The organism is Sutterella parvirubra YIT 11816 (assembly GCF_000250875.1).
Lineage (GTDB): Bacteria > Pseudomonadota > Gammaproteobacteria > Burkholderiales > Burkholderiaceae_F > Sutterella > Sutterella parvirubra.
Window position 1 is genome coordinate 13,410 of the sequence record NZ_JH604866.1, and the last position, 18,600, is coordinate 32,009.

The 18,600-nt window shown below is 65.3% G+C and carries 17 protein-coding genes; 11 read left to right on the plus strand and 6 right to left on the minus strand.

Annotated features, from left to right (window positions below):
• Window positions 1-202 precede the first annotated feature (202 nt).
• The 3 genes from HMPREF9440_RS01175 to HMPREF9440_RS01185 are packed head-to-tail and all read left to right on the plus strand — an operon-like array spanning window position 203 to window position 2,774.
• Window positions 203-829, plus strand: a complete 627-nt coding sequence (locus HMPREF9440_RS01175; RefSeq protein WP_008540684.1) for a hypothetical protein — start codon at window positions 203-205, stop codon at window positions 827-829.
• A gap of 30 nt (window positions 830-859) precedes the next feature.
• Entirely contained in the window at window positions 860-2,035 is a 1,176-nt protein-coding gene (locus HMPREF9440_RS01180) for a hypothetical protein (RefSeq protein ID WP_008540685.1), read from the plus strand.
• A gap of 22 nt (window positions 2,036-2,057) precedes the next feature.
• Window positions 2,058-2,774, plus strand: a complete 717-nt coding sequence (locus HMPREF9440_RS01185) for an autotransporter domain-containing protein (protein ID WP_245523549.1) — start codon at window positions 2,058-2,060, stop codon at window positions 2,772-2,774.
• A 153-nt stretch (window positions 2,775-2,927) separates the two neighbouring features.
• Here the strand turns inward: HMPREF9440_RS01185 and HMPREF9440_RS01190 are convergent, their stop codons facing one another.
• Window positions 2,928-3,935, minus strand: coding sequence for a ribonucleotide-diphosphate reductase subunit beta (locus tag HMPREF9440_RS01190; protein WP_008540687.1), 1,008 nt, complete (start codon window positions 3,933-3,935; stop codon window positions 2,928-2,930).
• A gap of 19 nt (window positions 3,936-3,954) precedes the next feature.
• Window positions 3,955-5,730: a ribonucleoside-diphosphate reductase subunit alpha gene (locus tag HMPREF9440_RS01195; RefSeq protein ID WP_008540688.1), complete on the minus strand. Its 1,776-nt coding sequence runs from the start codon at window positions 5,728-5,730 to the stop codon at window positions 3,955-3,957.
• A 508-nt stretch (window positions 5,731-6,238) separates the two neighbouring features.
• Here HMPREF9440_RS01195 and HMPREF9440_RS01200 point away from each other — a divergent pair.
• The 3 genes from HMPREF9440_RS01200 to HMPREF9440_RS01210 all read left to right on the plus strand — a co-directional run bounded on the left by HMPREF9440_RS01200 (window position 6,239) and on the right by HMPREF9440_RS01210 (window position 8,951).
• Complete coding sequence (locus HMPREF9440_RS01200) at window positions 6,239-7,237, plus strand: ABC transporter substrate-binding protein (protein WP_008540691.1); 999 nt, start codon at window positions 6,239-6,241, stop codon at window positions 7,235-7,237.
• Between the two features lie 197 nt (window positions 7,238-7,434).
• Window positions 7,435-8,214: an ABC transporter ATP-binding protein gene (locus HMPREF9440_RS01205; protein WP_008540693.1), complete on the plus strand. Its 780-nt coding sequence runs from the start codon at window positions 7,435-7,437 to the stop codon at window positions 8,212-8,214.
• Window positions 8,211-8,951, plus strand: coding sequence for an ABC transporter permease (locus tag HMPREF9440_RS01210; protein ID WP_008540694.1), 741 nt, complete (start codon window positions 8,211-8,213; stop codon window positions 8,949-8,951). Before HMPREF9440_RS01205 ends, HMPREF9440_RS01210 begins: the two co-directional genes overlap by 4 nt.
• Before the next feature lie 386 nt (window positions 8,952-9,337).
• Here HMPREF9440_RS01210 and HMPREF9440_RS01215 read toward each other — a convergent pair whose 3' ends face one another.
• Window positions 9,338-10,246: an AEC family transporter gene (locus HMPREF9440_RS01215; protein ID WP_008540699.1), complete on the minus strand. Its 909-nt coding sequence runs from the start codon at window positions 10,244-10,246 to the stop codon at window positions 9,338-9,340.
• A 216-nt stretch (window positions 10,247-10,462) separates the two neighbouring features.
• Here HMPREF9440_RS01215 and HMPREF9440_RS01220 point away from each other — a divergent pair, with 216 nt between their 5' ends.
• Complete coding sequence (locus HMPREF9440_RS01220; protein ID WP_008540700.1) at window positions 10,463-11,506, plus strand: radical SAM protein; 1,044 nt, start codon at window positions 10,463-10,465, stop codon at window positions 11,504-11,506.
• A gap of 58 nt (window positions 11,507-11,564) precedes the next feature.
• On the opposite strand, the gene HMPREF9440_RS01225 is transcribed toward HMPREF9440_RS01220, so the two are convergent.
• Window positions 11,565-12,401: a PI-PLC domain-containing protein gene (locus HMPREF9440_RS01225; RefSeq protein WP_008540701.1), complete on the minus strand. Its 837-nt coding sequence runs from the start codon at window positions 12,399-12,401 to the stop codon at window positions 11,565-11,567.
• Window positions 12,402-12,775: 374 nt separating this feature from the next.
• On the opposite strand from HMPREF9440_RS01225, the gene rfbC reads away from it, so the two are divergent.
• The 3 genes from rfbC (at window position 12,776) to rfbB (ending at window position 15,726) form a co-directional block, all read left to right on the plus strand.
• Entirely contained in the window at window positions 12,776-13,339 is a 564-nt protein-coding gene (gene rfbC, locus HMPREF9440_RS01230) for a dTDP-4-dehydrorhamnose 3,5-epimerase (RefSeq protein ID WP_008540702.1), read from the plus strand.
• Between the two features lie 2 nt (window positions 13,340-13,341).
• Window positions 13,342-14,418: a dTDP-4-dehydrorhamnose reductase gene (gene rfbD / locus HMPREF9440_RS01235; protein WP_008540703.1), complete on the plus strand. Its 1,077-nt coding sequence runs from the start codon at window positions 13,342-13,344 to the stop codon at window positions 14,416-14,418.
• Window positions 14,419-14,670: 252 nt separating this feature from the next.
• On the plus strand, window positions 14,671-15,726 hold the full coding sequence (gene rfbB, locus HMPREF9440_RS01240) for a dTDP-glucose 4,6-dehydratase (RefSeq protein WP_008540704.1): 1,056 nt from the start codon (window positions 14,671-14,673) through the stop codon (window positions 15,724-15,726).
• 169 nt (window positions 15,727-15,895) lie between these two features.
• Here rfbB and HMPREF9440_RS01245 read toward each other — a convergent pair whose 3' ends face one another.
• Both HMPREF9440_RS01245 and HMPREF9440_RS01250 read right to left on the minus strand, forming a co-directional pair.
• The gene (locus tag HMPREF9440_RS01245) at window positions 15,896-17,086 is read right to left on the minus strand and encodes a globin domain-containing protein (protein WP_008540705.1); all 1,191 of its coding nucleotides are present in this window, start codon (window positions 17,084-17,086) and stop codon (window positions 15,896-15,898) included.
• Between the two features lie 227 nt (window positions 17,087-17,313).
• Window positions 17,314-17,646, minus strand: coding sequence for a thioredoxin family protein (locus tag HMPREF9440_RS01250; RefSeq protein WP_008540706.1), 333 nt, complete (start codon window positions 17,644-17,646; stop codon window positions 17,314-17,316).
• A gap of 298 nt (window positions 17,647-17,944) precedes the next feature.
• Between HMPREF9440_RS01250 and HMPREF9440_RS01255 the strand changes: the two genes are divergently transcribed.
• Window positions 17,945-18,505 carry a hypothetical protein gene (locus HMPREF9440_RS01255; protein ID WP_148516248.1) on the plus strand — a complete coding sequence of 187 codons (561 nt, stop codon included), beginning with the start codon at window positions 17,945-17,947 and terminating at the stop codon, window positions 18,503-18,505.
• The last annotated feature ends 95 nt before the right edge of the window (window positions 18,506-18,600 follow it).

Below are 18,600 nucleotides of genomic sequence, written 5' to 3' on the forward strand. Positions count from 1 at the left end.
TTCAGTGACGGGTGCGCGTAGGCCGGACGGATGCGGGTGAAGAGTCGTAAAAACCCGGATCGTCGGCGAAAGGCCGGATTCTAGCGGGTTTCGGGAGGGCGCGTGAAATTTTGAGGCGGGGATCTTGCGTATGGACCGGCCGCGGCCCGTTCCCTAATCTGAAGACAAGAAAGCACGCAAGATCCGCGCGGAAAGGAGGCCCATGAGGACCTCGAACGATTTCGGCATGGTTTGGTGGGCCGCCGCGACGGCGGTCTTGGGGATCTGCGTCCCGGCGCAGGAGGCGGCGGCCGTTTGGAACGCGCACGAAGAAGAGAAGTTCATCGCGGCCATCCAGGACGCCATCGACTACACCATGACCGGCGAAGCCTCCCCGACTCAGAACCTCACCGAAACTCCCGATCCGGTCAACTTCGTTTGGGAGGGACTGCGGACCCAGGGCGGCTCGGTTGTCAACACCGGCGTCCTCTCGCACCGGATCGACGAGAAGGTATCTGTTTCTGCCGACGCGACGATGCGGCTTCACGTGAGGGAGTTCAAAAGCACGCCGGAGAGCTTCAACGCCCCGTGGACGATGAACCACTGGAATGTCCCCAACCTGACGGGTGACGGGCTTGAGCTCGTGCCGATCTTCAATTACACCTACAGTCAGGAAGTCATTCTTTTGGCAACCGGCATCACGGTCGAGGGCGGGACGGGTGAAAACCGCGGCCGTATCGACATCGGAGCGAGTCTTCACGCCGACCTCTCGGCGCGCGCGGCGTTCGAGTTCTCGACGGATCAGCGGAAGCCGACGGAGGATGAGGTCAAGGCGCACGGTGAGAAATGACTTCCGCCGCTCGAGTGGACCTTCACGCCCATGGTGTCGTCGAAGGCGGTGGTCCAGCTCACCATGACGCTCGCCGGCATGTCCGCCCGGTCGATCCCGGGCGTCGCCGCGACGGCGGTGAATTCGGGCGAGATCGTGGTCGACGGCCGACTCACGCGCACCACCGAGATCGAGGAACCGTTCCTGAAGGGCGTTGAGAACTTCAAGGTCGAGGACGACACGGGCCATTACATCGCGCTCACGTTCGACACGTCGGGGGTCACCGCCTCCGCCGGCTTCGACGGCACCGCGGAAGTCTTCGGGATGGTCGGGTCGTCGGGCGTCGAAAAGGAAGAGGAAGAAGGAGAGACGCCCGTCGTTCCCGGTGGCGACGGCACGCTCCGGGCTCTGCACCGCACGTCGGCCGCTCCGTTCGCTGAGGGCGACGGCGGCTCGGACGAAGGCGGTACGGGCGAAGGCTCCGGCGAGTCCGGCAACGACGACGAACCCGAGCTCCCCGCCGCGCCGCCCGCGCCGGTCTACCTGATCAACAACGGCACGATCACGCTCTCGGCGTCGGGAGGCTTCGTCGGCGCCGGGATGGCCGCCTACGCTTACGAGGGCGGCACGGTCTGGGTCCAGAACCATGGCCGCATCGACGTCTCGGGCGTCGAAGGCGAACGACGGCACCAGTTCGTGAGCTCGATCGAAGATTCCGGCACGATCGTGATGGGGGACTGGCTCCTCTCGACCGACGATCTCCGCAACGACGCCCCGGTGCCTTTGGCGCTCAGCGTCGGGAAGGACGCGACCGGAAAACTCACGTTCGCGCCGGGCGCGACGCTCATGATCGTGCCGCTGCACCCCGACGACCTGGAGGGCGAGCTCACGCTCAACCCGGTGCTGGGCGTCTACGACGCGGACGACACCTTCAGTACGGTCCTCTCCGGAGCTCCCGGCATCGAAGGAACCTTCGCCGCCGTCGGCACCGGCTCCACGATGCTCACGCTCTCGGGCGGGGATCCATCCCTCGAGAACCTCAACAACCTCGCCGTCAGCTTCTCGGTCCACCCCGAGCGCTCGCTCGGACGTGCGCGACATGGGGTTCACGGCGCACTGGGGCGCGGTGCATTCCGCCTTGACGCTCACCGGCCGCGGACCGGAAACGGGCTTGACGCTCATCCCCTGGTACTGAAACGTTCAGACCTCCGGCCGCCGCGGGTTTGAGGCCTCGGGCGGCGGCCTGATTCTGAAGGCCGCCACCACCTGGGGCGAACGGGACGCCTGGTACGCGTCCGCGCACGTCGGTCTCGCGCACCGTTCGGTGGAGGGCGACCGCGGCACGGCGGAAGCGTCCGCCACGCACACGACGGTCGGCGCGGCGCTCTCGCGCCGTCTGGGCGAACGCTTCGAAGCGGGCGCGCGGTTCGAAGCCGGCCGCGAGCGCGCCGACTGGACGGTCCGCGACCTTGCGGGTTCGGCGGAAGCCTCGCCCGACGTGACGAGCTTCTACGGCGACGTGCACGCGGGCGCGTCGGTAGACCTCATGGACGCGCAGACCCTCACGGGCCGCGTCGCCTTCGGTTGGATGAAGATGAAGCAGGACGCGTTCGACCTCAACACCTTCGGGACGGGCTTCGTCGCGTACGACGCGGGGACGGTGGAGACGCCGGTCGTCACGGTCGACGCCGACTGGCGGATGGAGACCGAGCTCTCGGGCTACCGCGTGGTGCCGCGGGTGGGCGTCGGGCTCACGTACTTGACCGACCCCGCGTGGGACGCCGACTTCGCCTACCTCGGACACCGCTACGACGCCGAGGGCGAGCTCGACCATCTCTGGACGACCCTCACGGCGGGCTTCACGTTCGGGCGGGGGCCGTGGTCGATCGGGTTGGAAGGCACGGGCCGCTGGAGCAGCGCTTCGTCGGGCTTCGGGATGAACGCGCGGCTTCGTTGGGCGTGGTGATCTGAGGAAGTCTTCCTCAACCATCCATCCCCACATTCGCCCGCGCATCCGCTCGGTCCGTCCGGCTCTCCAAGCCGGAGGTCTGGAAAAAGAAGAACCCCGATGCCGTCGCCGGCATCGGGGTCTTCACCCTCGTGTGGTTCAAGTGCGAAGTTACTTCGCCTTGCCCCAAACCTCGTCCCAGGAGCCCGTAAGCGACCCCTTGGCGTAGTCGGTCACGCGCGTCTCGAAGAAGTTGCTGTGGGTGACGCCCAGCATCGCGTCGACCCAGGGAAGCGGGTTCTTCTTCACGCCGAAGATCGCCTTCATGCCGAGGGCGGTCAGGCGGCGGTCGGCGATGTAGCGGATGTAGTCGCGGACCTCTTCCTTCGACAAACGGCGCATGTCGGAGACGCCGAAGGCGAGGTCGATGAACTTGTCCTCCAACTCCACCATCTGCTCGGCGATCGTGTAGATCTTCCTCTTCAATTCATCGGTCCAGAGCTCCGGATTCTCCGCAATGTACTCGCGGAAGATGCGGATCATCGATTCCGTGTGGAGCGTCTCGTCGGCGATCGACCAGGCGATGATCTGCCCCATGCCCTTCATCGCGCCGTTGCGCGTGAAGTTCAAGAGCATCACGAAGGAGGAGAAGAGCTGCATCCCTTCCGTGAAGGCGGAGAACGCCGCGATCTGCTCGGCCAAGGAGGTCTTCTCATCCGACACTTCATTGAAGTACTCATGCTTCGCGGCCATCGCCTCGTACTGCATGAATTCGTTGTAGATCGACTCCGGGAGCCCCAGCGTTTCGATCAAGTGCGAGTAGGCGGCGATGTGCACGGCTTCGCGGGCGGCGAAGGACGAAAGCATCATGCGGACTTCGGGCTGACGGAAAACGGGGAGGTACGTGTTCACGTACGCGCCCGAGACGTCGATGTCGCCCTGCGTGAAGAAGCGCAGGATCTTCGTCAGAAAGTCGCGTTCGTCGTCGGTCAACTTCTGCACGTAGTCCTTGCAGTCCTCCATCATCGGGACCTCGGTCCAGAGCCAGTGCATCTGCTCGGACTGCAGGAACGCCTCGTACGCCCACGGGTACGCGAAGGGCTTGTAGGTCGTGCGCGGGGCGAGAAGACCGGTCTTGGGTTCGTCGGCCGGCGCGTCGTTCTTCTTCAATTCGATCATTTCAGAATCCTTTCCGTGATCAGCCTTCGCAGGCGAGGCAGGTGTCGTTGTCGGCGACGGCGCGCATGCTGATGTCGTCCTCGATGCGGCGGCGCTCCAGAGCCGTGCCGGGTCGGTCGGCCTTGCGGAGCTTGTCGCTGCGGTTGTAGTAGAGGGATTTGAGGCCCTTCTTCCACGCGAGGAAGTGGCAGACGTGCAGGTACGGGACCGAGACGTCGGGCGGGAAGAAGAGGTTCACGCTCTGGCCCTGGTCGATGAACTGCTGACGGTCGGCGGCGAGTTCGATCAACCAACGCTGATCGAGCTCAAAGGCCGTCTTGAAGACCTCGCGGATCTCCTTCGGGATGTCTTCGCGGTGCTGGATCGACCCGTCGTGCGCGATGAGGTCGGACCAGGTTTCCTGGGTATTGAGCCCCAGCTTTTCGAGTTCCGCTTCGAGGAAGCGGTTCTTCATGATGTAGGCGCCCGAGATCGTGTCCTGACGGTAGATGTTCGCGCGGTAGGGTTCGATCGACGGGCTCGTGCCCCCCATGATGAGGGACGAGCTCGCGTTGGGCGCGACCGCATTCCAGTGCGAGAAGCAGCGCTCGACCCCCGCGTCCGCGGCGTCGGGGCAGGGCCCGCGCAGCTTGCAGAGGATCTCGTCCGCACGGCGGCATTCGTTCTGAATGTGGCGGAAGATGCGGATGTTCGCGCCCTTGGCGAGTGCCGAGTCGAACGGGATGCGGTTCTTCTGGAAGTAGGCGTGCAGACCCATTGCGCCCAGACCCACCGAGCGCTCGCGCGCGGCGGCGAACTTCGCGCGGCCGATCTGGTCGGGCGCGTGGTCGATGAAGTACTGGAGCACGTTGTCGAGGAATTCCATCGCGTCCGGGATGAACTGCTGGTCGTCCTTCCACTCGTCGAAGTATTCGAGGTTGACGGACGAGAGGCAGCAGACGGCGGTGCGCTCGGCGGAGGTGGGGAGGAAGATCTCCGTGCAGAGATTCGAGCCGTTGATCTTGAGGCCCTTCTCGGCCAACCACGAGGGGAGCGCACGGTTCGCCGTGTCCGTGAAGACGAGGTACGGTTCACCCGTGTGCATGCGCATCTCGAGCATGCGCTGCCAGAGGTCGCGCGCCGAGACGGTCGTCACGACCTTGCCCGACGCCGGGTCGACCAAGGGCCACGTGTCGTCGTAGGAGTCGTCGCGCATGGACGCTTCGACCTTCTCCATGAAGGCGTCCGAGATGTTGACGCCGTGGTGGAGGTTCAAGGCCTTCATGTTCTGGTCGCCCGTGGGCTTTCGCATCTCGACGAACGGGATGATGTCGGGGTGCGAGACGTCGAGAAACGCCGCGTAGGAACCGCGGCGGGTCGAGCCCTGACGGTAGGCGAGCGACGCCGCGTCGTAGACCTTCAGGTGCGGCATCACGCCCACGCTCTTTTCGTCCGCGCTGCGGATCGCGACGTGGATGCCGACGCCGCCCCCCAGCATCGAGAGGCGGTTCACTTCATCCAACGTCTGGAGGAGCCCTTCGGACGAGTCCGCCATGTACGTGAGGAAGCACGAGATCGGAAGACCGCGCTTGGCGCGCCCGAAGGCGAGGATCGGCGTCGAAAACGAGAGCCACTGGCGGGAGGCGTAGTCGTAGATGCGCTGCGCGTGCGCTTCGTCGGTGGCGAACTGCTCCGCGACGAAGGCGAGGCGCTCCTGCGGACTCGTCTCGTCCGGGCGCATGTAGCTTTCCTTGAGACGCATCATGGCGAGCTCGCCGAAGAGGCGGTCGCGGGAGGGATCGGTCTTGATGGACATGGGTGTTCTGGTCCGGGAGGGGTTGCCGGTATTTAGTGTTGACGGTCCGCGCAATCTACCACGCTTGGTGTTTTTGCGTCGCTTTCGGCAATCACGTAAATAGGTATGATAGCGTCACGCTATTGATAAGAACGCCTCCGCAACCCCTTGTGTACGCGGGAACGGTCGGCGGTTTTCACCGAAGAGCTACGCCCAAAGACTGAGGCGAAAAACAAAAGGAGGAGAGGGACGGAGGCGACGGGTCCACACCCCCTCGACCACAAACGGTTGGGGTGTCGGGGCGCCCGTAACACCCCTGGCGGGTGTTCTCCGACGCCGTGCCCGACGCCATGCCGACGCCGCGCCCAACCTCACGCCCGATTTCGCGCCCGACGCCTGAACCGCCTCCCGAATCGTGCCCTGAAGCGCTTCCACCAAAAACGGTAACGCGTAGTACAATCTCAAAAATCCATCGTTGAACCCACCTCTCAACGTTCAACCCCAACGCTTTTTCGGAGCCGGTGCCGCCATGCGCAGCAAGATCCTCAAGACCACTTCCACCTCCCGTTTTGCCGTCAAGGCGCTCCCGGCCATGGTCGGCGCGGCGGCCGTTCTGCTCTCCTTGGGCGCTTCGGCCGAGACGCTCCGGATCGGGACGCTCCCCGCCGCGGACTCGATCGTGCTCCACGTCGCGAAGGACAACGGTCTTTACGAGAAGGCGGGGCTGGAGGTCGAACTCGTCCCCTTCAAGTCGGCGCTGGAATTGGGCGCCGCCATGCGCGCGGGGCGTTTGGACGGTCACTTCGGCGACCTGATGAACGTCTTCACGCAGAACGAAACCGGGATCCCGCAGAAGGTGGTCTTCACGACGACGCACACGATTCCGCAGCAGCGCGCCTTCGCGCTGATCGCCTTCCCCAAGAGCGCGACCGCGCCGAAGACGTTCGAGGAATTGAAGTCGAAGAAGGACGTGACGACGGCGATGAGCTCGTCGACGATCATCCACTACCTTTTGGACCGCATGACGGAGACGGAAAAGCTCCCGGAAGGCGCGCTGAAGAACCTCGAAGTGAAGCAGATCCCGATCCGCATGCAGATGCTTCTGGGCGGCAAGGTCGACACGGCGCTTCTCCCCGAGCCCCTCGTCACCGTCGTCGAATCGAAGGGCGGGAAGGTCCTCTGGGACGACCGCAATCTCAACGAAGCGCTCGCGGTCGTCTCGCTCAAATCCGAGAAGCTCGACCCGAAGACGGTCGACGCCTTCCGGAAGGCCACGGCCGAAGCCGCCCGCGTCATCGAAGCCGACCCGGTCCGCTACCGCGCCGTCATGGTGCAGAAGGGGCTTCTGCCCGCGCCCGTCGCGGAAGGCTACAAGATGGTCGCCTTCTCCTTCTTCGGGACGAAGGACGGTCTCCCGCCTCTGCCCACCCCTGAGGAAGTGAAGCGCGTCGGCGAATGGATGGTCGGGCAGGGGATGCTCAAAGCCGTGCCCGCCTGGGACCAGGTGGTGGTCCCTGCCGCGGAATAAGGCACAAACCTTTCCAACAGGGCATGACGACGGGGCGGACGCATTCGGAAACGTCCGCTCCGGCCTACAATGCCTCTGCGGCCCGCCGGGCGGCGCTCAGGGAAGCGCCGCGGTGACGGCGGGCCGATTCATTTCCGGCATCTTTTCCGGCCCGACCGGCCCCACGACCTCAACCCATTCACTACCCCCCCACGACCATGCCCGACACCCACCACGCCCGCGCCCCGAGCCTCACGCTCCGGGACGTGACGCTCCGCTACGGGGCGGACGCCCCCGTCATCGACCGGCTCTCGATGGAGTTGGCCGGGGGCGAGTCGCTCGCGATCGTCGGGGCGTCGGGCTGCGGGAAGTCGACGCTGCTCTCCGCCATGGCGGGGCTGCGGCCCGTCGACGGCGGCGTCATTGAGTGGTCCCGCCCCGTGCGCTCGTCCTTCGTCTGGCAGCAGTTGGCGCTCTTTCCCTGGAAGCGGGTGTTGGAAAACCTCACGCTCCCGCTCGTCACGGCGGGCGTCCCCAAGGCGGAGTGCGTCGAGCGCGGGCGGGAGATGCTCGCCGAATTGGGGTTGGAGGGCCTGGAGAAGCGCTTCCCGGCGGAGCTCTCCGGCGGCCAGCGTCAGCGCCTGGCGCTCGGCCGCGCGCTCATCGCCGAACCGGAAGTCCTCTTTCTCGACGAACCCTTCTCAGCACTCGACGCGCTCCTTCGCGAGCGCCTTCAGGACGTGCTCCTGGGGCTCGAAAAACGCCACCCGGTCGAGCGCATCATGGTGACGCACGACATCGCCGAAGCCGTGCTTCTGGGCGAGCGGATCCTCGTCCTGGCGGCGAAGCCTTCGCGCGTCCTGGGGTTGATCCGAAACCCCGTCTACACGCCGGATCCCAGCCCAGAGCACCGCACGAGCGAAGCCTTCTACGCGGTCTGCCGCGAGATCCACGCGCTTCTGCGCGGGGCGGAATCCGCGGAAGGAGGTGCGCGATGATGCTGATTCTGCGCTACGCCCTGGCGACCTTCCTCCTGCTCCTTCTTTGGTGGGCGGGCTCCGCCGCCATGGGGCCGGACCTGCTCCCCGATCCGTGGGCGACCGCCGCGGCGTTTATCACCGCGCTCGGGGACCCGGACTTCATCCGTCACGGCGTGATTTCGCTCTGGCGCCTCGTCGCGGGCGTCGGGGTCGCCGCGTTGGTCGCCTTTCCCCTGGGGCTTTGGCTCGGCCACAGCCGCCGCGCGGACTGGTTGGGCGCGCCCGTGGTCTTCATCACGTTCCCGCTCCCGAAGATCGTGCTGCTCCCCGTCTTCTTCATGCTGGTGGGGTTGGGAGACGCCTCGCGTCTTCTTTTGATCGGCCTCACGACCGGCTACCAGATCCTCGTGATCGTCCGGGATGCCGCTTTGAGCCTCAACCCCGTCTACGAGCAGGCCTACCGCAGCATGGGCGGGAAGGGCTGGGGGCTCCTTCGCCACGTGTGGCTTCCGGCCGCGCTCCCCGCCTTGATGACGAGCCTCAAGGTGGCGGCGGGGACCGCCGTCGCCGTCCTCTTCCTCGCGGAGAGCTTCGCGACGGATTCGGGGTTGGGTTGGCTCATCATGGATGCCTGGGGGATGGGCGACGCTTTGAGGATGTTCACCGGGATTCTCGGGATGAGCGTTCTGGGGTTGTTCCTTTACGGGAGCGTGGGCGTCCTGGAGCGGATCTTCTGCCGGTGGCAGGAGGCGTAAGGCGGACGCAGACGTAAGAAAAGCGGCTCGGGGTGCGCAGAGCCCCGCCGCACGTTCTTCGTCCTCTTTGTCGGCGAGGCTCCGTCCGGCGGCGGAGCCGACGTTCGGGAAGATGCCGTCCGGGCGGCGGAAAAGCTTCCAAAGTACTTCCTGGAGGTCCGCCGTCGCGGCGGCCGCTCTTCTGCGGTCCCCGCGGTCCCCGCGGTTCCGGCCGGACGGAAGGTAGTCGAAGATGAGGCGTTTCGATGGTTTCGACATGGTGTCCTGAAAGTGCGGAACGGACGGCGGCGGCCGTTCGTTCCATGGCTCGATTGTCGCACGTCGGCCGGTCGAATCGTCCGGGTTCTTCGGGGCCCTCGGTTCGGCCCCGTTCCGTCGGCTCATCCTCAAGGCATCATCGCCAAAAGCGCCGTCATGATTGCCACGGAAATGAAGATCGAGACGGTGTTGAGGTTCGCGGAGAGCGACCAGTCGAGCTTCGCCTTGATAGTGAAGATCAACCCCATCGCAGGCAAGGGCGCCATCAGCACCAACACGACGGCCTTGACGATGACGTCGGGCCACGGGGCCGCGAGCACGACGCCCACCGCCAAAAGGGCGTTGACGACGTAGCGCCAGAAGACCATCGCGAGGCCGCGCTTCAGCTTCTCCACGTCGATCCGGAGGTCGATCGAAAGCCCCACCAAGGTCATCCCCAGGAAGGCGTTGGCGTTCGCGATGATGTCGAGGAAATGCGAAACGGGCCGCGCGAACGTGACGTCGCCGAGGTTGAGCAAAAGCGCGAGGATGTAGGCGCAGATGGGACCGGACGAGAAGAACCGGAGCGCCATGTTCTTGAGTTCGGTTTTCCACTCGCCGCTCTTTTCGCGGCAGACGAGCGCGTACGTGCCTCCGGTGCACATGACCGAATTCCCAGCGTCGAACAAACAGAGCGCGAGAAAGCCTTCGGGCGGAAGAAACCCCGAGGTGAACGGCATCGCGAAGATCCCGATGTTGTAGCCGGGGAGGTTCAACCCCGCGAACTGCCAATCCTTGTGGGTGTGTTTTCGGGTCAGGAACCGCGCGAGCCCGATCATGAGCCAATTGCCGCCGAGGCCCAACAGAAAGATCCCGACGTACTCCGGCCGGAATTCGGTCCCGACCAACGCCCGCAGGATCACCGCCGGGAGCGTCACGTAGAGCAGAAGCATCGTGAGCGGGCGGATCGCCTCCTTCGGGACAGCCCCGGTGAGGCGGAGGATGAGGCCGAGGAAGATGAGGGCGACGTAGCCGAGAACGTCGAAGAGTGCGGTCATGGTCGCTCCCGGGGGTTGAAGCGGTCGGGAAAATGAGACGGAACTTCTCCGATTCTACGGAGCGGCCTTCGTTTTGCCTCTCAGGCGTTTGTCTTAGAACGGGCTTTCCCGCCCGCATCTTCCCGGTTTGAGGTAGGATCCCGGTTCCCTCGCCGGGCGGACCAATCCGTCCGGCTCCCCAGACTCCGATTTTTCCGAACACCCGGCCCCACACCCATGACCGCTTCCTACGCCTGGCAGGACCTCATTGCGGACCTTCGCGCCGCGGGCGCCAAGCCCGAACACGAACGCCGCATCGTGCGCGCGCTCTTCGGGCGCGCCCCCATGAAGGCGCCCAACGGCGCGAACTTCCCGAAGACGGTCCTGGACGCGATTCCCGAGATCGAATCCCGCTGGGCCGCGGTCTCGCGCGTCGTGCGGGTCTCGGGCGACAAGCTTCTCTCGCAGCTCTCGGATGGGGAACTGGTCGAAAGCGTGATGCTCCCGAGGGAGGCCCTCTGCATCTCGACCCAGGTCGGCTGCGCCGTCGGGTGCCGCTTCTGCATGACGGGGAGATCCGGGCTCGTGCGCCAGTTGACGAGCGCCGAGATGCTCGCGCAAGTGAAGGCCGGGATCGCGATCGAACCCAAACTCTCCAAGGTGAAGTTCATGGGGATGGGGGAGCCCGCCCACAACCGCAGGAATCTTCTTGAAACGCTCGACGTTCTGGGCGGGGTTCTGGAGTTCGCCCACAAGAACCTTACGGTCTCGACCGTGGGGGACGTGAAGCTCTTGGAAGCGCTCGCCGCCGGGCCCGTCCGGCCCGGGTTGGCCGTGAGCCTTCACGCGACGGACGCGGAGCTGCGCCGCCACCTTCTGCCGAAGGCGCCCGACCTCGCCCCCGAAACCTTGGTGAAGATGGCCCTCGACTACGCCGATCTCGTCAAGTACCCGGTGCAGTTCGAGTGGACGCTTCTGGAAGGCGTCAACGATGCCGTCGACCAGATCGAGCGCCTCGCCGGGTGGCTCGCCGGCCGCCGCGCGATGGTGAACTTCATCGCGCTGAACCCCATTCCCGACTCGCCCTACAGGCGCGTCCCGCAGGCGCGTGCCGAAGACCTGATCACGGTGCTTCGCCGCGCCGGGGTCGTGGCGACCCTTCGCCAGAGCGCCGCGCAGGACGTCGACGGCGGGTGCGGGCAGCTGCGCGCGAAGTGCCTGCACGAGCGGAAGGATCAGGAAGAACAGGGCAAAGTCGTTCCGATCTCGCCCTTGAAGTGAGCGCCCTCCAGCGCCTCTGAATGGGGGTCGGAGTTTGGAAGAAGATTCCACCGCGCGCTCAATACCCCTCGGGTTTCGCGCACCGGTCGACGTAGACGAGGCTCGCCAATTCGCGGACGTGCTCGGGGATCTCGGCGCAGTCCTCAAAGCTCGCGATCAAAAGCCGCGCCCCCGTCGCCCGCATCTCGCGCATCCGGGCTTCGGGCATCTTCGCCCGCACGACCACCATCTCGAAGCCGTGCCGGCGGGCGGCTTCGGGTGTTTCCGTGTTGACGGCGACGTTCGAAATCCCCACGAGCTTCGCGGCCGCGTACTGGTTGGCGTCGCCCACTTCGACCAAAAGCTGGTCCTTCAAAGGGAACTCCTCGACGAGCTTCATGAAGTCGGTCGCCTTGTCGGTGACGAGCATGACGTCGGGGTGCGCGCGGAAGATGGGCACGAGGTCGGTCAAAAGCACGGGCGTTAGGCCCCCGTCCAACGTCCGCGTATGGACTTCCGCGGCCGTGGGCGGCACCACGCCCCAGAAGTCGTGGTCGGTCTCGGCGTTGAAGTCCTTCGTGCGGTGCGCGCCGTAGTAGCTGTTGTCGAGGGTCTTTCTGAGGTCGACTTCGATGAAACGGTACCCGGCCGCGATCGCCTGCTCGATCGCCTCCAACGAATTCGTGTAGATGCGCCCCTCGATCTCGCCCGCGGCGTGGGCGATGAAGCCCAATTCGTCGGCGGCCTGCGGAAGGTCCCCGCAGACGACGCAGGGCGGCTCGTCGGGGAGCCACCCCTTTTCCGCCATGAACCCCAACGGCCACTTCGTGATCTTCAGCGCGGCGAGGACCACGGCGAGCGTGACCAGGGCGGCAAGGGACCGGAAGAGGACTCGACGGAGACGACGGGCGGGCATGGCGGGGGAGAGCGGTTCGTGGAAACCTTGTGCGGAAGGCTTCCTGAAAAAGGACTTGCGAAAAGAAGAACCCAAGTACGCTGAACGGACGTTCAGCGCGCCGGGCGTCGCATTATAGGGCAATCGTCAACGGAATTTTCACGTCTTTTCGTCGGCGCGGAGGGCGAGCGTGCCGTTCGCCGACGGTCTCCGTGACACCCATTCACGAAGGGATTTTGCCGGGAACTCCGGACAAATCAGGGGTTTTGCGGTGAATTGGGCGCGTTCGGGGCCGGATTTCTCCGCTTACGCGCAATTACGTTCCGACAAGTTTTGTCCGTTGCCGCTATAGTGAAGGTTTGCGCACACCATTGTTTCCTCCTACGCCTCACGCCATGCCTCTCGCCGCCAACGTTCCTTCCGGCCTACGCCTGCTTGAACCCCGCCGCTTCGGCGACGAACGCGGGTGGTTCGCCGAGCTCTGGAGCGACGCGCGTGCGGACGCCTGCGGGTGGCCGCAGCGGTTCGTGCAGGACAACGAGTCGTTTTCGCGGCGAGGGGTGCTCCGCGGGCTTCACTTCCAAAAGGGTGAGGCCGCGCAGGCGAAGCTGGTGCGCGCGGCGGTGGGGGACGTTCTCGACGTCTGCCTCGATCTTCGGGTCGGATCGCCCACCTACGGACAACACTGGACGGTGATGCTCTCGGCCGACGTCGGCCGTCAGCTCTTCATCCCGAAGGGGTTCGCCCACGGCTTCATCGTGCTCTCCGACGTGGCCCTGGTTTGCTACAAGTGCGACGCGCCCTATGCGCCCGAAGCCGAAGGCTCGGTGAACGCGTTCGATCCCGCCTTGGGGATCGATTGGGCGCTGCCTCAGGAATTCATCATGCGCTCCGACAAGGACATCGCGGCGCCCGATTGGGCGGCCTATGCGGCCGACCCCGTTTTTCGTCTGGAGTGAGAATGAGCGAAGAGCTGATCAAGATGGAGGTGCCGGTTCTGATGGAGACCCTGGAGAGAATGGCCGGGGAGGAGCCGGCCGAAGAACCGGATCCCGCGCTCCTGCCGCTCAACCTTCCCGGTCCCGTGTTGGTGACGGGTGCGGGCGGACAGTTGGGGCGCGAGCTCGTGCGCGTCTTCCGGGAGGCGGGCGCGGACGTGCGCGCGATGACCCGTGAGGACCTCGACATCACCGACATGCTCGCGGTCGAGGACGCGATCGAGGAGATCAAGCCCGCGCTCATTCTCAACGCCGCCGCCTGGACCGACGTCGACGCGGCCGAGGCGGAGCGTGAGGACTGCCGGCGCGTGAACACCTTGGCCCCCGTCTACATGGCGGGACTCCACGTCCCGATGGTGACCTTCTCGACCGACTACGTTTTCGACGGCGTGGGCCGCACGAAGCGCTACAACGAACGGAACCGCGTCAATCCCTTGAACGTCTACGGGAACGCGAAGCTCGACGCCGACGAACTCATCCTCGGGCTCGGGTTCGAGCACGGCGCGCAGGGGATCATCCTGCGCACGAGCTGGCTCTGGAGCGAGCAGCCGGGGACCAAAAACTTCTTCCAGTCGGTGATGCGCCGGATCGAAGCGAAGAAGGAGCTCCGCATCGTCGGCGACCGGGTCGGTTCGCCCACGCGCGCGCTCGACCTTGCGAAGGCGGTTCTGGTCTTGGTCAAGAAGGGCGCGCACCTGAAGCCCTACAAGATCTACCACGCGGCCAACCTCGGGTCCTGCTCCTGGGCGGGCTTCACGAAGGAAATCGTGCGGCTTCTCAACGGCCACCCCGAAGAGGTTTATCCCATCTCGACCCAGCAGTGGCAGATGAGTCCCGAAAACTTCGGAAAGCGCTTCGCGCAGCGCCCGCTCTTGAGCACCTTGAACTGCAACCTCCTGGAGCGCGAATGGGGCGTCGTCCTCCCCAACTGGGAGGAGAGCCTCAAGGAGGGGCTTGACGCGTATCTCCAAATGAAGAAGGACGGCGTCGTCTTCGACGACCCGGACGAGGGCGCGGAAGCCGCGGGCGACGCGAAGTAACCGTGCGGATGGGCGGGGCCCGCCGGGGTCCGCCCGTTCCGCCATCTGCCGCTTTCTTTCGCCTTCTCTCATGACGGGGCCTGACGATCTTTGCGGTCGCTGGGCCCCTTCGCTTTTTTGGGGCTCCCGAAGCGTTGCGGCGCGCGTTCCCCGTCGGATCTTCCGTCCGTTTTCCCGTCCGATTTCCCGTCCGATCCCGCCGCCAAGGCGTACCATAACGGTCTCTCGAACACTGAACCGCTCCGCCTCCTCATGACTCAGACGCCCACCTCCGCCGACACCTCGAAGACCTTCCGCGAAACCGTGCTCGTCACGGGCGGCGCGGGCTTCATCGGGGCCCATTACGTGCCGTGGGCGGCTGCCGCGCACCCGGAGACCCGCTTCGTCGATCTGGACCTCCTCACCTACGCGGCGGACACCGGGGCGTTTTCCGAACAGGCGAAGCTCCCCAACGTCGTCCCCGTCATCGGAGACATCACGGACGAGACCCTCGTGGCGAAGATCTTCGAGGAGATGGACGTCACCGGCGTCATCCACTTTGCGGCGGAGAGCCACGTCGACAATTCGATCGCCGACCCGCTCACCTTCATCCGCACGAACGTCGAGGGGACGGCGGTGCTGCTGCGCGCCGCGCGCGACGCATGGACGAAGCGCGGGACGCTCGAAACCTCGCGCTTTCACCACGTCTCGACCGACGAGGTCTTCGGCTCCTTGGGCTTCACCGGGTTCTTCACGGAAGAGACCCCGCACGCCCCGAACAGCCCGTATTCGGCGTCCAAAGCCGCATCCGAACACTTGGTGCGCGCCTGGCGCGAAACCTACGGGATGAACACCTCGATCACCAACTGCTCGAACAACTACGGCCCCCGGCAGCACGGCGAGAAGCTCATTCCGACCGTGATCCGGAAGGCCCTCGCGAAGGAGCCCATCCCCATCTACGGGACCGGCCGCAACATCCGCGACTGGCTCTGGGTGGAGGACCACTGCCGGGCGGTGGACCTGGTCTTTCGCGAGGCCGCGCCCGCGAGCGCCTACGTCGTGGGCGGCCGGTGCGAAAAGAGCACGATCGAGATGGCGGAAGCCGTCTGCGCGGTGTTGGACGAGATGACCCCCTGGGTCGGGCACCGGCACGCCGAACTCATGACGCTCGTTGCCGACCGCCCGGGGCACGACTTCCGCTACGCGATCTCGCCCGAGAAAATCGAGCGGGACCTGGGCTGGCGCCCGACCATGGCCTTCGACGAGGGCATCCGCCGCACGGTGGCGTGGTACCTGGGAGAAGGGCGCGGGCGGTTGTTGGCCGTGTGAAGGACGTCGGAAGGACGTCTGACAAAGAGGCCGAAGAGGCCGAAGACGCCGGTACGGACGCCGCAGCCCATAAAAACGGGCGCCCCTCCGCCAAGGAAGAGCGCCCGTCCCGTTCGGACCCGCCGGGTGAGACGGCGGGGAGCGTCAAGCTCGATTCAGCTCCAGGTCCTCACACCGAGAACATCCCCGTGCCGAACTTCTCGGCGGAGACCTTCGCGGCGCCGCCCTCGCGCGCCCCGCGCGCGAAGAGCTCCATCGCGTCGACCGGACCGCAGACGTAGCAGTCGGCGCCGGCCACGGTCACCGCGGCGATGTCGGCCAAGGAGGGACGGCCCTCGGTCGCGGTCGTACGCACGACGACCTTCACCTTCGGGTGAGCGGCCGCGACGGCTTCGACTTCCGCCTTCATGGCGAAGTCTTCCGGCGTGCGGCAGACGTGGTAGAAGAGGACCTCGCGGCCGGCTTCGGCCGCAGCCTTCAACATCGGGAGCATCGGCGTGATGCCGATCCCGGCGCTCATCAGCTGCACGGGGCCGGTGCCGTCGGCGAGCACGAACCCGCCCTGCGGGAAGGCGACGTCGACGAGATCCCCCACGTTCTTCGCGTGGAGCGTGTTCGAAACCATCCCGGCGGGAAGTTCCGCCGAGCACCCGCCGCCGCAGGAGCAGGCGGAGGCCTTCGCGTCGACGCGCTTCACGGAGATGCGAAGGGACGCGTCGTCGGCGGCCGAAACCGTGTACTGGCGCGGCTGGATGAGGCCTTCGGACTCGACGTAGACGCGCACCGAGATGAACTGACCGGGCTTCACCGCGGCGACGCGGCCGCCGTCGACCGGCACGAGCTTGAGGCTCACGACGTCGGCGGTTTCCGCGGTCTTCTCCGCGATGCGGAAGGCGCGCCAGCCGGACCAGCCGCCTTCGACGTTGGCGGCTTCGTCGTAGAGGGCCGATTCCTTCTCGATGAGGATCCCGGCCAGTTGCCCGTAGGCGGCGCCCCAGGCTTCGATGAGTTCGGGGGTCGCGGCATCACCCAGCACTTCCTGGATGGAGGCGAGGAGGTGACGGCCGACGATGGGGTAGTGCTCCGCACGGATCCCGACCGAGACGTGCTTCCCGGCGATGTGCTCGACGGCGGGAAGAAGCGCCGCGGGGTTCTCGATGTGTTCGGCGTAGGCGAGCACCGCGGCGGCCAAGGCCTCCTGCTGGCGGCCGGCGCGCTGGTGGCCCTGGTTGAAGACCTGGCGGAGCTCCGGATTGCCCTTCAGCATGCGGGCGTAGAAGTGGGCCGTCAGAGCGACGCCGTGTTCGCGGAGGACGGGGATCGTGGCCTTCACGAGGCTGATCTGATTCGGGGTCAGCATGGGTGTGGTTCCTTAGAGAAAACTATGAGGTTCCTCGATTCTATAGGGAACCTCTTTAACCCAAGCTGAAGATGAGAACGCCTCGCAACGGCCAATTGAAAGCAGATGTTTCAGGGTTAACCCTTACAAAAAGAAAAGCCTCCCGGGGCTTGATCGGGAGGCTTGGGGTCGGGCGCTCAGGCCTTGGCGGCCGAGCACCCGTGGGTCACCGGTACGTGTCGACGATCTCAAGAGGCGAGGCCCTTTTCGATGAAGGCCTTGAGTTCGCCCGGCGTCTTCACTTCGACGAGGCGCTCTTCCATGGCGACGCCGTTCTTGAAGATGATCATCGTCGGGATGCGGCGCACGTCGAGGCGTTCCTTGAGTTCGGGGGACTTTTCGGCGTCGGCCGTCGTGAAGACCATGCGGCCGTCGTACTCCTTCGCGAACGCCATGTAGAACGGCGCCGCGCGGCGGCAGTCCGCGCACCATTCGGCCCCGATCGCGAACACGACCGGCTTTTCGTTCCGGAGGACGACTTCGTCGAAATTGTTGGAATCGACAAGGATGATGTTCTGCATTCTTTGGTTCCTTACTGAGGAAGTCAATGGACGCGACGGGAGCGCTTCCGGCGCTCCACCGTGCGTCTCGGTACCGAAAGGATACCTGATCGGCGTAGATTTCGTCTATGGATTTCGGGAATCCGATAAGAAAGTTGCAACCAATGGTCTCGCCGATGGTCTCGTCCATGGTCTCCAAAGGGCGGATCCGGAGGGATTGCTCACTTTTTCACGGGCGGCACTCGCCCGGTCCGTGCGTAGAATGAAGGAAAAAGCCCGCATGAACCTCCTCGGGTTCGGGACATACCGGAGAACCGTCATGAAACACTTCACGCTGCAAGAAATGGAAGACCTGCACCGCTCCCCCCTGGCGCAAGAATTCCGGGTGGTGGCGGTGAAGCTCCAGAACCGTCCGGGCGAGGACGACGTCGACCTTCAGGACCGGCCGCTCCCCGGCTGGGCGCACCGGGAACTGCGCGAGCGCGGGACCCGCATCGGGGACTTCCTCGTGCGCGTGCTCCCCTACAACATCGCGACGGGCGAGCCCGTCCCGGAAGAGGAGATCAAGCGCCGCGAGGCGGACGAAACCTGGAAGCGGGAGCTCCGCGAAACCGAGATCGCGTTGAACGAACTGCGCCTGCGCCCCATCGAAGCGCCCGACGGCACGACCCGCCCCTGCGGCGAAGACGAATTGAATTGGTTGGACGAATACGTGAGCCAGGCGATTTCCTTCCGGGAGCCGGGGCTGCGCGAACGCGCGGTGGAACTCACCGACGCCTACTACCAGGACGGGAAGGTCTTCACGCTGGAGCGGCTCTTGAACCTCATGCTCGACTACGGCGAGATGATGAGGTTGAAGGAGGAGCAGGGACTCAACTGAGTTCGGCCTCCACGAAGTCGCTCGGAACGGCGGCGCTTCAAGAACGGAGCGCCGCCGCGTTCTTCTTCATAGAAAACGCGCGAGGAAACTTGCGA